The following is a 13,291-nucleotide window of genomic DNA, read 5'->3' on the forward strand; positions in this document are numbered from 1 at the left end:
GGCCCAGGCCATGCAAGACATCGAAGCGCTGTGGGAAGCGTTCCATGTCCAGGCTGATGAGGTGAAAAATGCATCGGCCTGAACTTTTTTTTCTAGGCGTGGCACAGGACCGCAGGGCCGAGTTCAAAGCCCGCCCATGGTGCGAACGGGCCGTCGTCGTGGGCGCTTTGATCGGCAGCCTGTTTGCACAACATGCTCAGGCCAGCACGCTCGACGCCATCAATCACACTCACTGGGCAATCAACCATTTCAGTGTCGATGGCCGTTCGGGTATCGACATCATCGGGCCTTATCAGGGGGGCGGGGGCGGCTGTTGCTATATCGCGCCGGCACATTGGCAGCCGGGTATGACCGTACGTATTGATTGGGAAACAGGAGTCGGTAGTTCAGACGGCTTTCCTGGGTTTGCGGATGAAGCGAACTACTTGGTTTGGAGAAATAATATTCGAGCTCAAAAACGCCAACACAGCAAAGTCGTCCCAGTCCCTGACTACACGGGCCAAAAAGTCTGCGGCCTCACCGTGCACTTCCTGCCCTGCGAAGAACTGCAAGTCACCACCTCCTGCTACGCCTACGGCAGTCCCGAATACCCGATCAAGACCCCGTTGCATTTACCGGAGCCACAGTCATGTCCGAAGTGAAATACGCCGAAGGGCGAATGGGCTGCACTGCAGCCAGTCAGTTGACAACACAATGCACCAAACAAGGATCGCCGCTGCTACGTCAGTTGCAGTGCGCCGACACGTTGGTGGCCCCATGAAAGTGGCTCCCAAGTACGCCCCCTATCCGCAGGCGCAACCCCCCAATTACAAGCAATGGCTGGTTAGCGGCGCAGCACTGCTGAGTTTGGTGTTTGGTGGCGCCGTTCTGGAGGACACGTACGACCTTGGGCGGGGTGACTCTGTGAATATCTTCCGAGCTTTACTTTATATTTTCACCGTCTGGGGTGTGATGATTGGCGTGGCAGTGTTGTGGTTGCTGTCACTGATGTTGCGCGTGTTGTACTACCGTTTCAACTGGCATGTCGCGCGATACCATGCCAATGCAGCCACGCGGGTTCAGCACTCCTGGTGGACCCACCATCGCCAGAAAGTCGGGTTGATCGAATCGGTGCTGTTGGGCGCCGCCTGCAGTTCGCCCGAACATCGACAAAGCCTGTTCAGTCCTGAGCATCAACCCCCAGTGCCAGAGACGACGCCCGAGGGCCCGGCGATTCGACTGCTCCAGGTACTTGGACGCGATGTCGCCGAGCGCGAACGACAACTGGCAGCGTTGCTGGCCCTGCAGTGGGTCGAGCAGCGTACGGAACCCGAGGTGGTGCAGCCAGTGTGTTGTTACTGGCAAGGTTCACTGGACGCCTGGCAAGCCTTTGTCGAACAGATGAAGCAGTGCTGTCCGCAAATGCAGTTGCCCGAACAACCCGAGCCCTGGCAAGGCATGCAGAGCCTTGACTCGATCATTGATCGGTTGCATGGGGCAGCCTGGGATATCCGCATTCTTTGTGCCGGTTGCCACTCTTCGCCGCCCGAGGCACAGAGTCACATGCCTGCGGGCGAGGCAGCCGTGTTGTGGTTGCTCGGCCCGCGAGGTCGGGTGCGCTTGTCTCGCGGGGAGTGGTTCGCGGCGGATGCCGAGAGCCTGGCGTCGGTAGCCGAGCGGGCGTCGCAACAGAGCGAGCTGAAGTCTTCGGCCCCGGTATGCGTGTCGTTCTCTCAACCCGACATGCCGCCGCTGTCTGTCATGGATTGGAACACCCGCCAACACCTGCAAGACGCCAACTTTGGTGCGCTGCAGAACCTCGAGGCCATGGTCGTGCAAACCCTGGCTGCCTGGTATGCCGAGCAGCATGGCGTGCCTTGTGCCTGGTTGGCGAATGACCCTCAACACACCCTGGCCCTGGGCATTGTGGAGTCCGATCATGCAGATAGCTGAAGCTCCAAAAATATCGTCCTGGCCGACGGCGCTGTTGCTGGCGCTGGTCGTGGCCGTAGTGGTCACGGTGGGTGGCGTGACCTGGTGGTTGTGGACAGGGCGCGGTCCTGTGAGCCAAGCCATGTGGGTGGATCTGCTGCTCAAAGGACTGATGTGTTGGGCTCTGCTGTTCAGCCTGGCAGGTTCGATCTGGTTGATCCTGAAGAAAGGAATTCACAAGCTGGTGATGGGCACTCAGCCTCTACTGCCCTTGCCGAACACCAAGGCACCTCCACCAGACGAGTGCGCCAATGCACTCGCAGATTTGCGCAAGCACTACGGCCCCTTCTGGCACCTCAAGGTGCGCGTGCTCCTGGTCGTCGGCGAACCTGAACAGATCGAAGCCATCGTCCCCGGTCTGACCACCCGGTACTTCCTGCATGCACAGGACACCGTGCTTCTTTTCGGCGGTAGCGTGCAGGCGCCAATGCTGTTCAGCCAATGGCAGCGTTTGAGCCGCTGGCGTTCCTTCGATGGCGTGGTCTGGGCCTTGAACAAGGAACAGACCACCGACGCCGTGGCGCTCGGCGAAAACGCGCGGCGTCTGTGCGATCTGGCGCGAGCGCTGCATTGGCAGTTGCCGCTGCACCTGTGGCAGGTCTGCGACAGTGGCTGGCTTCAGCACGGGCGCCCGATGCAGCCGGTGGGGTGCGCGTTGCCCGCCGGTTTCACTGTCGTCGAACTGGAGAGTCGCCTGGAGCAATTGCTCGAGCCCCTGCGCCAGGAGGGCCTGGAGCAGATGCGTGGGCAGATGCAGCATGACTTTTTGCTGCGCCTGTCCCGCGATCTGCAGAGCGAGGGCATCGCCCGTTGGCGTCAGGCGCTGGCACCGTTGCTCGACGAGTTGGCCGGGAGCGTGCCGTTGCGCGGGTTGTGGTTCAGCCTGCCGTTACCGGAGGTGTCGCCGGATCCCAATAACCACAGTCACTTCTGGTCGATAGCGCCGGTATGGCAAGGCGTGCTCGGCGATAAAAAATCACACGCCCGTCGACTCGGCTGGCCCGCGATCCGCATTGCGCAGGCCCTGATGCTCGCCTTGGCACTGGCCTGGAGCGCCGGCATGCTACTGTCCTTCGCCACCAACCGCGTGCACATCGCCCAGGTGCAAACTTCGCTGGCGACCTTGCAACACTCATCAACCCCTGACGAACAATTCCTCGCCCTGAATGACCTGACCCGCGAACTGGGCCGCCTGGAATACCGCGCCACCCACGGCACGCCCTGGTACCAGCGCTTCGGCCTGAACAAAAACCCACAACTGCTGCAAATGCTCTGGCCCACCTACGTCGAGGCCAACCAGCGCCTGCTGCTCGACCCGGCGGTGGCCAGCCTGCAGCAACAACTCGCTGCCCTGACCAAGCTCCCCGCCGACAGCCCCGAACGCCTCAAGCGCGCACCGCAGGCCTACGAATACCTCAAAGCCTACCTGATGCTGGCGCGCCCGGAAAAAGCCGACGCGGCCTTTCTGGTCAAGGTCCTGGGCCCGCTCGAGCCGAGCGGCGCCGGGGTTTCGCCGGGACTGTGGCACGGCCTGTCGCCAACACTCTGGCAATTTTATGGCGAGCAGCTGGCGGCGCACCCGGACTGGCGCATCGCGGCCGACCCGAAGCGGGTGGCCCAGGTTCGTCAGCTACTGCTCGGCCAGTTGGGCCAGCGCAATGCCGAAGCCAGCCTGTATAAAACCGTCCTCGATGAGGCCGCCAACCATTACCCAGCGTTGAACCTGCAACAGTTGGTCGGCGACACCGAGGCACGGGCGCTGTTCGTCAACACGGCCAGCGTGCCGGGGGTGTTCACCCGCCAGGCCTGGGAAGGCCAGGTGCGCCCGGCGATCGACGCCATCGCCGAGGCGCGGCGCGAGGAGATCGATTGGGTGCTCAGCGACCAGCCCGGTGACATCGCCGCCGAGCTGACCCCGGACATGCTGCGTGAACGCCTGACCCGGCGCTACTTCCAGGACTACGCCAGCGCCTGGCTGAAGTTTCTCAACCGCCTGCGCTGGCAGCCGGCCAACAGCCTGGGCGAGGTGATCGACCAGTTGACCCTGATGAGCGACGTGCGCCAGTCGCCGCTGATCGCCCTGATGAACACCCTGGCCTACCAAGGACAGGCCGGCACACGCACCCAGGCGTTGGCCGACTCGCTGATCAGCTCGGCGCAAAAGCTGATCGCCCAGGCCCCAGGGCCGCTGATCGAGCAGGCACTGCAGGGACCCAAAGGCCCCCTGGACGCCACCTTCGGTCCGCTGCTGGCCCTGCTCGGCAAAACCCCCGAGGGCCAGGACGAGCGTGAGCGCCTGAGCCTGCAAGCCTTCCTCAACCAGGTCACACGCACGCGCCTGACCCTGCAGCAGGTGAACCATGCCGCCGACCCGCAGGACATGACCCAGACCCTGGCGCAGACCGTGTTCCAGGGCAAAAGCATCGACCTCACCGACACCCGCGCCTACGGCAGCCAGCTCGCCGCCAGCCTCGGCGCGGAGTGGGGCGGCATCGGCCAGACCCTGTTCGTGCAGCCGCTGGAACAGGCCTGGCAGCGCGTCCTGCAACCCTCGGCCAGCAGCCTCAACCGCCAGTGGCAACGGGCGATCGTCAGTGAATGGGACGACGCCTTCACCGGCCGCTACCCCTTTGCGGCCACTGCCAGCGACGCCTCGTTGCCGATGCTCGGGCAGATCATCCGCGCCGACTCCGGGCGCCTCGAGCAATTTCTGCAGCGTGAACTCGGTGGCTTGCTGCGCAAGGAAGGCAGCCGCTGGGTGGCCGACGCACAACACAGCCAGGGCCTGCGCTTCAACCCGCAGTTCATCCAGGCGATCAACCAGCTCAGCCATTTGGCCGACGTGCTGTTTACCGACGGCGGCATGGGCTTGAGTTTCGAACTGCAAGGCAAACCGGTGCGCGACGTGGTGCAGACCACCTTCACCCTCAACGGCGAACAGCACGAGTACTTCAACCAGAAGGAAAGCTGGCAGCGCTTCAACTGGCCGGGTCGCAGCCAATACCCCGGCGCGAGCCTGACCTGGACCAGCGTGCAGGCCAACGAACGGCTGTTTGGCGATTACCCGGGCACCTGGGGCCTGATCCGCCTGCTGGAGCAAGCCCTGGTCACGCCACTGGACGATGGCGACAGCCGTTTTCGCGTGGTGCTCAAGGCGCCCGATGGCATCGGCCTGACCTGGTACCTACGCACCGAACTGGGGGCGGGGCCGATGGCGTTGCTCAAGCTGCGCGGCTTCAAGTTGCCGGCGCAGATCTTTCTCGGCAAGGACGAAAAAGCCGTGCCCTATGCACTGAACGGAAGGTTTGAATGAGCCTGGACAGATTGATCGAACGTTGCCTGGGGGAGCGCGATGGCCTGGGCCTTGCCCGGGCGCAGGCAGGGCACTGGCAATCCTGGTTGCAGCCGATCGGCGCGGACTTGCCCGTAGGAGAAGACCCGGCCTGCGATGATGATTTCCAGCGCATGCGTGAGGAGGTCAACAAACTGTCCGGGGCCGATGTCGAACAGGTCATCGAGCTGGCGCAGACCCTGCTGGCCGGATCCTGCAAGGATCTGCGGGTGGTCACTTATTACATATGGGCACGCTTGCACAGGGATGGCGAAGCGGGTTTGGCCGACGGCCTGAACCTGTTGGCCGCAATGCTGGAACGCTACGCCGTCCAGGTGCTGCCTGCGCGTCCCAACAGCCGCAAGATGGCGCTGGAGTGGCTGGCGAGCAGCAAAGTGCTCGACACCCTGTCGCGGTACCCCGAAGTGGTGAAGAACGAGGCCGAGCGTACGGTGGCGGCGCTGGCCTGGCTGGCGCACGGGCTGGCTGCCTGGCCACAGGATCAGCGTCCCGCCCTCGGTGCGCTGTATGCCGCGTTGTCTGCGCGGCTGGCGCAGTCCGGCGGGGTCGACGCGCTGGTCCCGCAGAACAGCGCCAGCTTTGAGACGAACACCCGAACGGCCGCCCCCGACCCCACGGCCATCAAGTCAGGGCGCGACCTGCTGGATAGCGGCCGGGCGTTGGCCGGTTATCTGCGCGAGCAGCCCCAGGGTTGGTTGGCGGCGCATCGACTGATGAAAAGCCTGCGCTGGGACACCGTGCATGAAGCTCCGCTCCAGGATGCCAGCGGCAAGACTCGCCTGACACCACCCCGTGGCGAATACCGGGCACAACTCAAGCGCCTGCATCTGCAACAGAGCTTCAATGAACTGTTGGATCTGGTGGAGCGGATTTTCGCCGAAGGCGTGAACCATTTCTGGCTGGATCTGCAGTGGTACCACTACCAGGCACTGAGCAAGCAGCCTGCGCCACAGGACAGCTGGGCCGACATTGCCAAGCGCGACCTGGGCATGTTCCTCGAGCGATTGCCGGGGCTGGAGGCATTGTGCTGGAGCGACGGGTCGCCCCTGGCGGACGAGACCACCCGCGAGTGGATCGGCCAGCACGTCTGTGGCAATCGCCCTCAGCAATGGCTGTCGGCGCCGCCCGTTGCGGCGACCGGCGCAGACCCCGAGATCCTGTCACTCGAAGGTGAAGCCCTGGCCCAGGCCGACAGCGACGGCGTCGAACACTCACTGGCCTGGCTGGCCGCACGCCCGGGCATCCATACCGGTCGCCAGCGCTGGCTGTTGCGCCTGCTGATGGCACGGGTGGCCGAGCAATACGGCAAGAGCGAACTGGCCATTCACCTGCTGGGCGAACTGGATGCCAGCGGGCAACGCCATGGGCTGGCGGAATGGGAATCGGAACTGAGTTTCGAGGTCAAGGCGCGCCTGCTCAAGCTGTTGCGCTTGAAGGCTCAACGCAATGACGCGGACAAGCCCACCTTGGCCCGGCGGATGGAGGCGCTGCTGGCAGCGCTGGTGGCGGTCGACCCGGTACGTGCCGCAGTACTTTGTGGCTAAACCTCTTTTATCAGGATTCTTACTGTGAGCATCGACAATCTGACACTGCAATATTTCGACGCCGAGATGCGCTACCTGCGCGAGGCCGGCAAGGAGTTCGCGGAGGCCTTTCCGGACCGGGCGGCCCAACTGAACCTGGACAAGTCGGGCGCGCGCGACCCCTATGTGGAGCGCCTGTTTGAAGGTTTTGCCTTCCTGATGGGGCGGCTGCGGGAAAAACTCGACGATGACCTGCCGGAGCTGACCGAAGGCCTGGTCAGCCTGCTCTGGCCGCATTACCTGCGCACCATTCCATCGCTCTCGATTGTCGAGCTGATGCCTGAGCTCGCACAGATGAAGCGCAGCCAGCGGATCGCCAGCGGCTTCGAAGTGTTGTCGCAACCCATCGGTCCGCTGCGTACCCGGTGCCGCTACACCACGACTCAGGACCTGACATTACAGCCGCTGGCGCTGGAAACGGTGCAGATGGCTTATGAACCGGACGGTCGCTCGCTGTTGCGACTGCGCTTTACTTGCGGGGCAATGGCCGACTGCAGCGAGATCGACCTGAGCCGCCTGCCGTTGTACCTCAATGCCGATGCCGCACTGGCCAGTGCGCTGCATCAGGCGCTGACCCTGAATGCTCAAGCCTTGTATGTACGCCTGCCTGACCAGGCGGGCCGCTCTCTGCTGGAGGGTTATTTTTCGCCCAAGGGGTTTGCCGATGAGGATCGATTGTGGCCCAAAGGCGACAGTGCCTTCAGCGGCTATCAGTTGCTGCTTGAGTATTTCACCTTTCGCGAGAAGTTCATGTTCGTGACCCTCTGCGGGCTCGAACAGGTGGAGCTGGCACCGAATACCCCCTGGTTCGAACTCGAGGTGGTGCTGAGCGAGCCGTTGCCCCAAGCGTTCACGCCGAACGCCGAGCACATTCGCCTCAATTGCGTGCCGGTGATCAACCTGTTCACGCTGGAGTCCGACCCCATGACCTTGGCGCCCTTGCAAACCGATTACCTGCTTCGTCCCATGCGTTTGCAGGACGGTCATACGGAAATCTACTCGGTGGATCGGGTCACTGCGTCAAAGAGTGCCGTGCGCCACGAATACGTGCCGTTCACCAGCTTTCGTCACAAGGGCGGCATGTTGCGTGACGAAGCGCCCGAGCGTTATTTCCATACACGACTCAAGCGCGGCCCCAATGGCCTGCATGACACCTGGCTGATCCTGGGCGGCGAAGGTTTCGATCAGGATCGACTCGACACCAGCGAAAGCCTGTCGTTGCGCTTGACTGGCACCCACGGCCAGCTGCCGCGCAAGGCTCTGCAAGGCACCTTGCTCGACACGCCGGTGCAATCGATCGAGGTCGATTTGCGAGTGCGCAACCTGTGTGCGCCGACCTTGCCGTGCTATCCGCCCAACCGCGACCGCTTCCACTGGCGGGTGCTGAGCCATCTCGGTTCGAATTTCCTGCCGATGCTCGACAACGCTGAAGTGCTGCGCGGCACGCTGGCGTTGTACGACTGGACGGGCAGTGAGTTGAACCGGCGTCGCCTGGCCGCGATTGTCGAGGTCGGCCACCACCTGGTGCAGCGCTTCGAAAAGGGCTTTCTGCTGCGCGGGGTGGATATCGAAGTCACCCTGGACGCCAACGGCTTCAGCGCAGAGGGCGACATCAGCCTGTTCGGCGAAATGCTCAATCGGTTCTTCGGCCTCTACGCCGACATCCACCTCTACAACCAGCTCACGCTGATCCTTCAACCTTCTGGGAAGTGCCTGCGATGGAACGAGAACCACAGTCAGCGTATTCCCGGCTGAAAGCCGGCGGTCTGCTCGAGGCACTGCAGGGGCGGGTGGCCGAAGCCGATCTGTATCGCTTCTGCCAGTTGCTCGAACGGGCGTTGCCCGACCACCCGCCACTGGGCAGCACAACGTCGCCGGCGGATGACCCGGTACGTTTTCGACCAGACCCCGGCATGGGTTTCCCTGCCGGTGAATTGAAGGCGATCGAAACCGACGACAAACACCCTGGGCGTCCGGCCACAGTGCGCACGCGCCTGCTGGGTCTGTACGGTGTGGACTCGCCATTGCCGACGGCTTTTCTGGACGATATCGCCCAACGACGGGAGGGGCACGAGGCGCTTGAAGCCTTCCTGGACATTTTCAACCACCGGATCTTTACCCAGTTCTACCGGATATGGCGCAAGTACTCCTATCCGGCAACCTTCGAAGCCGGCGGCTCGGATGCGACTTCGCAATGCCTGTTGGGGCTGATTGGCCTGGGCATTCCCGGAACGGCCAGGCAGGTTGGCACGCCGATATCGCGCTTCCTTGCCTTGCTCAGCGTGATGCGCCTGCCCACCCGCAACGCCGAAGGCATCGCTGCGCTGGTCAAGCTGCTGGCCCCCGAAACCCGTACACAGGTGACTCCCCACTGGCCGCGCAAAGTGCTATTGGCGCAACCGGCGAGGCTGTCCCCGACACAGCCGGTGCGACTGTCCCAGGGCACACCCTTGGGCTGTGTCGCCTACGACGCAAACAGTCAACTGCACCTGGCGCTGTTCACCGAAGACCGGCACGAGGCACGTGGCTGGCTGCCGGGTGGCCAGTTGTACAACGATCTGCGGGCATTGCTGCGCGTGTATCTGGGCTGGCGCTGCACTGCAAAGCTGCAGCTGTCGTTGCCCCTGCACAGCCTGCCGACACCGCTGTTGGGACGAGCGCAGATTTTGCTGGGCATGACCGGGGTGCTGGGCCTGGGCAGCGATGCCTGGCAGGCCGGCGAAAGCACCACCGTCACGATCAACCTGGGCCGCTATCAAGGCCTGCAGGACAACCCCCGGGAAAGGGAGATAAAGTATGTCGCGTACCGTTTCTAAATCATTGGCTATCGCCGCGTTCGGTGTAGTGCTCGGCGGATGCGGGGTGACCCAGAGCGTGACAGACGCAACGACCTCGACCACCGAGGCGATTTTCTACAAACAAGTGAAAACACTGCGCCTGGACCTCAGCGGGCGCGCGGCACTGAACACCGCCGGGATCGACATGAATGCGTTATCCGTGCCGACCCTGGTGCGGGTGTATCAACTGCGCGACCGCAAGGCGCTGGAAAGGGCGAACTACGACAGCTTGCTCAGCCATGATGAGCGCGTGCTGAGTGTCGACCTGCTGGACAAGCGAACCCTGGTGATCAAGCCCGACGAGGGCGCGCAACTGAACATCCCCTTGGACAAGCAGGCACGCTACGTTGCCGTGGTTGCCTTGTTCCGGGAGTTCGATAGCCGGACCGATAGCTGGCGCCTGACCCTGGCCCGCGATGACCTCGACCCGGACCGGGTGCGGGTGATCGAGCTGGGGGGCAACCGCCTTACCCTGCGCCCGCTGGCCAAGGAGTAACGGATGGGCGATCTCAATCCCTCCCTGTACGAGACACTCCTGCAGAACTTCGACGGCGAACTGGACCTGCATCAGGTCGCCGAAGAGGATCAGTGCACGCTCTCGGTGCTGGACAACCTGCGCCGCATCCTCAACAGCCGGGCCGGCGCGCTCGAGCATCTGCCCGATTATGGCTTGCCGGACATGGGTCAGATCCTCCAGGGCCTGCCCGGATCGGCGCATGGACTGATGAGTGCCATGGCCGACACCCTGGCCAAGTACGAGCCGCGGGTGGCCACGATTGGCATCGAGCTCTTGCCCCAGACCCGACCGGGTCATCTGGAGTACAGCCTCGAGGTGCAACTCATAGGGGGGCGGCGTGTGACCTTCGGCACCAGCCTGACGCCAGGTGGCAATGTCCTGGTGCGTCACTTGAAGCGCCAGCACTACCTGTCGATGTCGGGAATTGGTTAACAAAAGGAATGCGCGATGACAGCGTTGTTTGAAATGCGAATCAGGCTCGGCGGTGATCCAAGTGCCTTCAGTGAGTTCAAGGTGCTGCGGGAGGAATTGGCCAGACTGAGTCATCCGGCCTGCCCGGATGTGGATTGGGCCAAGGTGGAGCAGTTGTGCCTGGCGTTGTTCCAGCACAACGGTGCGGAGTTGCAAACAGCCGCGGCTTTCGTACTGGCCCGTAGTCACCGTCATGGCCTCGAGGGCATGACTCAGGGTATAGCGCTGACCGAGGCGCTGGTCTGCGAATGGCCGACCCTGTGGCCCGCGATGGAGCCGGCGCGCCTGGACATCCTGGCTTGGCTGTTCGCGCGCCTGCAGCCCCTGTTGCGCAGCCTGGAGCTGCAACACTGGAGTCTGCCTGCCATTGCCCAATTGGGCGCTGGGCTGGAGCGCCTGCATGCACGACTGGGTCAAGAGGGGCAGCCCCCGCCGGGCTCCTTGCACGCTCTGCGCCAGCAAGTCGATAGCCTGCTGCAGCGACTTGCGCAGAGCCACGCCCAGAGCCATGGACAATCCCATGGGCTGTTCGACGCGGTGGCGTTATCCACGAGACTGCCGCAACCGCCCCAGGTGATGCCGGTGGTGGTCCTGCCGACACCACCGATGCCTGTGGTGCTGGCGGGCGGTCAGCAGAGAAGGAGGCATCATGTTGTCCCTTGGCTGTTCGCGGCTGCCGCGACAATTACCTTGGCTGCGGGTGTCGTATGGACAACCTGGCTGGCGAACCCGGGCAAGGAGGGCGTGAATCGCCTCACCAGTGTCTTCCAGACGCCAGCCGTGGTGCCCGAGCCCGTACGTTTGGACAGCCTGTCCCTGTTCGCCCCCGGGAGTGCCGAGCTCAAGCCCGGCTCGACCAAGGTCTTGATCAGTGCCCTGGTCGACATCAAGGCCCAACCTGACTGGTTGATCGTCATCGCCGGGCACAGCGATGCCAAGGGCAATGCCGAGCAGAATTTGCAGTTGTCCCATGCTCGCGCTTCAGCGGTGCGCAGCTGGATGCAGCGGATGGGAGATATTCCCGACAGTTGCTTCGCTGTGCAGGGTTTTGCCGACAGCCAGCCAATCGCCAGCAACGACAGCGAAGCAGGGCGCGCGGCCAACCGGCGTGTCGATATTCATCTGGTGCCTCAGGTCGGTGCCTGCGGAAAACCCGGCGAGCAGGTGCCGTCATAGCAACCATTCATTTGCTCGATACCCATCATCAAGCAATGCAAGTTCAGTTTTTCCACCAAGGGAGGAAGATAGCGTGATACCGATCTCGCCATTGAAGGAATAAGCGCGATGAGACTCTCGACCCTGCTGGCTTTTGTCGCCGTATTCAGCGGTGGCATCGCTGCCACTGCACCGGCCATTGCTGCCGATGCGACCTGCCACTTCCCGTCGATTGCAGACAGCGCCACCCGTTTGCAACACTCGCAAACAGTGGCGGTGCTCTACAGCCAAAACACCCTCAATACCCAGCAATACCTGGAGAGCTACCACGATGTGGCGGTGAAGGGGGCGCAGAACCCCGGGCTGGATTCGCGGATCAGCCAGGCGTTCGTCGACAGTTCCGATCCGCAACGGGCGATCGGATGGTTGCTGGCATCGTTGCACAAAGAGTTCGCGGCGGTGACGGTATACGACAGCCTTGATGCGGCGCTGCAGGCGCATTCGGATGTGGTGGTGATGCTCGACAGCTACAGTCGCCTGGTGTCGAAACGCAACAATCAGGTTGAAGCGCGGTTCGTGGCCAAGTTCTACGATGCGAACCTGCAATACATCGGCCAGGCTGCAGGTTCACGTGCCAAGCAGATGCCCTCGGTGTGGGTGCATGGCAAGGCCGCGCCGCAGATTGCCGCGCAGATCAATCAGCAAACGGTGTTGCAGGTGAATGCGTTGAAACAGTTCGATGCGTCGTTGAAGTCACTGGTGACGGCCGACCATGTGGATCATGTCGCGAGCAACTGAACAGCTACCAGCCTTTGACGCCGCTCATATCGGGTAGCTTGTGCGCAATGCCCTTGTGGCAGTCGATGCAGGTTGCCTCTCCCTTGGCCAGTGAGGTCGAGTGCATGGCCGCCGCACGTTTGCCCTGGCGGGTAAAGTCCATGAACTCGAAGTTGTGGCAGTTGCGGCATTCGCGCGAATCGTTGGCCTTGAGCCTGGCCCATTCATGTTCCGCCAGTTCACGGCGCAGGGTGAGGAACTTGTCGCGGGTGTCGATGGTGCCGAACAGTTTGCCCCAGACCTCCTTCGATGCCTGCATCTTACGTGCGATCTTGTGGGTCCATTCATGGGGCACGTGACAATCCGGGCAACTCGCACGCACGCCCGAGCGGTTGGTGTAGTGGATGGTGTCCTGCAGTTCGACAAACACGTTATCGCGCATCTCGTGGCAGGAAATGCAGAATTTCTCGGTGTTCGTCAGTTCCAGTGCCGTGTTGAATCCCCCCCAGAAAATGATCCCGGCGATAAAACCGCCCAGTGTCAAAAAACCCAGGCTGAAATACACACTCGGCCGACACAGGATGCCCCAGTAGTCCTTAAGCAGGGCGAACAGTGCTTTCATGGCGCC

General features: G+C 62.6%; 11 protein-coding genes. 10 read left to right on the plus strand and 1 reads right to left on the minus strand.

What is annotated here, in order from left to right:
• The first annotated feature begins 68 nt into the window (after positions 1 to 68).
• From tli1a to BKX96_RS25225, 10 genes are all read left to right on the plus strand, one after another.
• Positions 69 to 641, plus strand: a complete 573-nt coding sequence (gene tli1a, locus BKX96_RS25180; RefSeq protein WP_082240510.1) for a Tli1a family immunity protein — start codon at positions 69 to 71, stop codon at positions 639 to 641.
• Positions 642 to 756: 115 nt separating this feature from the next.
• On the plus strand, positions 757 to 1,932 hold the full coding sequence (locus tag BKX96_RS25185; RefSeq protein WP_077185764.1) for a KPHS_23130 family T6SS system protein: 1,176 nt from the start codon (positions 757 to 759) through the stop codon (positions 1,930 to 1,932).
• Positions 1,919 to 5,284 carry an ImcF-related family protein gene (locus BKX96_RS25190; protein ID WP_256721629.1) on the plus strand — a complete coding sequence of 1,122 codons (3,366 nt, stop codon included), beginning with the start codon at positions 1,919 to 1,921 and terminating at the stop codon, positions 5,282 to 5,284. The genes BKX96_RS25185 and BKX96_RS25190 overlap by 14 nt, the downstream gene beginning before the upstream one ends.
• Entirely contained in the window at positions 5,281 to 6,867 is a 1,587-nt protein-coding gene (gene tssA / locus BKX96_RS25195; RefSeq protein WP_046817258.1) for a type VI secretion system protein TssA, read from the plus strand. Before BKX96_RS25190 ends, tssA begins: the two co-directional genes overlap by 4 nt.
• Positions 6,868 to 6,891: 24 nt before the next feature.
• Entirely contained in the window at positions 6,892 to 8,661 is a 1,770-nt protein-coding gene (gene tssF, locus BKX96_RS25200) for a type VI secretion system baseplate subunit TssF (protein ID WP_077185765.1), read from the plus strand.
• Complete coding sequence (gene tssG / locus BKX96_RS25205; RefSeq protein WP_077185766.1) at positions 8,625 to 9,722, plus strand: type VI secretion system baseplate subunit TssG; 1,098 nt, start codon at positions 8,625 to 8,627, stop codon at positions 9,720 to 9,722. The genes tssF and tssG overlap by 37 nt, the downstream gene beginning before the upstream one ends.
• Entirely contained in the window at positions 9,703 to 10,239 is a 537-nt protein-coding gene (tssJ, locus tag BKX96_RS25210; RefSeq protein ID WP_046817261.1) for a type VI secretion system lipoprotein TssJ, read from the plus strand. The genes tssG and tssJ overlap by 20 nt, the downstream gene beginning before the upstream one ends.
• Positions 10,240 to 10,242: 3 nt before the next feature.
• Positions 10,243 to 10,692, plus strand: a complete 450-nt coding sequence (gene tssE, locus BKX96_RS25215; protein WP_046817262.1) for a type VI secretion system baseplate subunit TssE — start codon at positions 10,243 to 10,245, stop codon at positions 10,690 to 10,692.
• Between the two features lie 15 nt (positions 10,693 to 10,707).
• On the plus strand, positions 10,708 to 11,907 hold the full coding sequence (locus tag BKX96_RS25220) for an OmpA family protein (RefSeq protein WP_046817263.1): 1,200 nt from the start codon (positions 10,708 to 10,710) through the stop codon (positions 11,905 to 11,907).
• 108 nt (positions 11,908 to 12,015) lie between these two features.
• Positions 12,016 to 12,684, plus strand: a complete 669-nt coding sequence (locus BKX96_RS25225; RefSeq protein ID WP_077185767.1) for an ATPase — start codon at positions 12,016 to 12,018, stop codon at positions 12,682 to 12,684.
• 4 nt (positions 12,685 to 12,688) lie between these two features.
• Here the strand turns inward: BKX96_RS25225 and BKX96_RS25230 are convergent, their stop codons facing one another.
• The gene (locus tag BKX96_RS25230; protein ID WP_046817264.1) at positions 12,689 to 13,285 is read right to left on the minus strand and encodes a cytochrome c3 family protein; all 597 of its coding nucleotides are present in this window, start codon (positions 13,283 to 13,285) and stop codon (positions 12,689 to 12,691) included.
• Positions 13,286 to 13,291: the final 6 nt, after the last annotated feature.

Origin of the sequence: Pseudomonas putida (assembly GCF_001976065.1) — a bacterium.
Taxonomy (GTDB): domain Bacteria; phylum Pseudomonadota; class Gammaproteobacteria; order Pseudomonadales; family Pseudomonadaceae; genus Aquipseudomonas; species Aquipseudomonas serbica.

Excerpts from the sequence above, each read along its gene's own strand:
- tli1a (WP_082240510.1), top strand. The coding sequence starts at position 69 with ATGCATCGGCCTGAACTTTTTTTTCTAGGCGTGGCACAGGACCGCAGG.
- BKX96_RS25185 (WP_077185764.1), top strand. The coding sequence starts at position 757 with ATGAAAGTGGCTCCCAAGTACGCCCCCTATCCGCAGGCGCAACCCCCC.
- BKX96_RS25190 (WP_256721629.1), top strand. The coding sequence starts at position 1,919 with ATGCAGATAGCTGAAGCTCCAAAAATATCGTCCTGGCCGACGGCGCTG.
- tssA (WP_046817258.1), top strand. The coding sequence starts at position 5,281 with ATGAGCCTGGACAGATTGATCGAACGTTGCCTGGGGGAGCGCGATGGC.
- tssG (WP_077185766.1), top strand. The coding sequence starts at position 8,625 with ATGGAACGAGAACCACAGTCAGCGTATTCCCGGCTGAAAGCCGGCGGT.
- tssJ (WP_046817261.1), top strand. The coding sequence starts at position 9,703 with ATGTCGCGTACCGTTTCTAAATCATTGGCTATCGCCGCGTTCGGTGTA.
- tssE (WP_046817262.1), top strand. The coding sequence starts at position 10,243 with ATGGGCGATCTCAATCCCTCCCTGTACGAGACACTCCTGCAGAACTTC.
- BKX96_RS25220 (WP_046817263.1), top strand. The coding sequence starts at position 10,708 with ATGACAGCGTTGTTTGAAATGCGAATCAGGCTCGGCGGTGATCCAAGT.
- BKX96_RS25225 (WP_077185767.1), top strand. The coding sequence starts at position 12,016 with ATGAGACTCTCGACCCTGCTGGCTTTTGTCGCCGTATTCAGCGGTGGC.
- BKX96_RS25230 (WP_046817264.1), bottom strand. The coding sequence starts at position 13,285 with ATGAAAGCACTGTTCGCCCTGCTTAAGGACTACTGGGGCATCCTGTGT.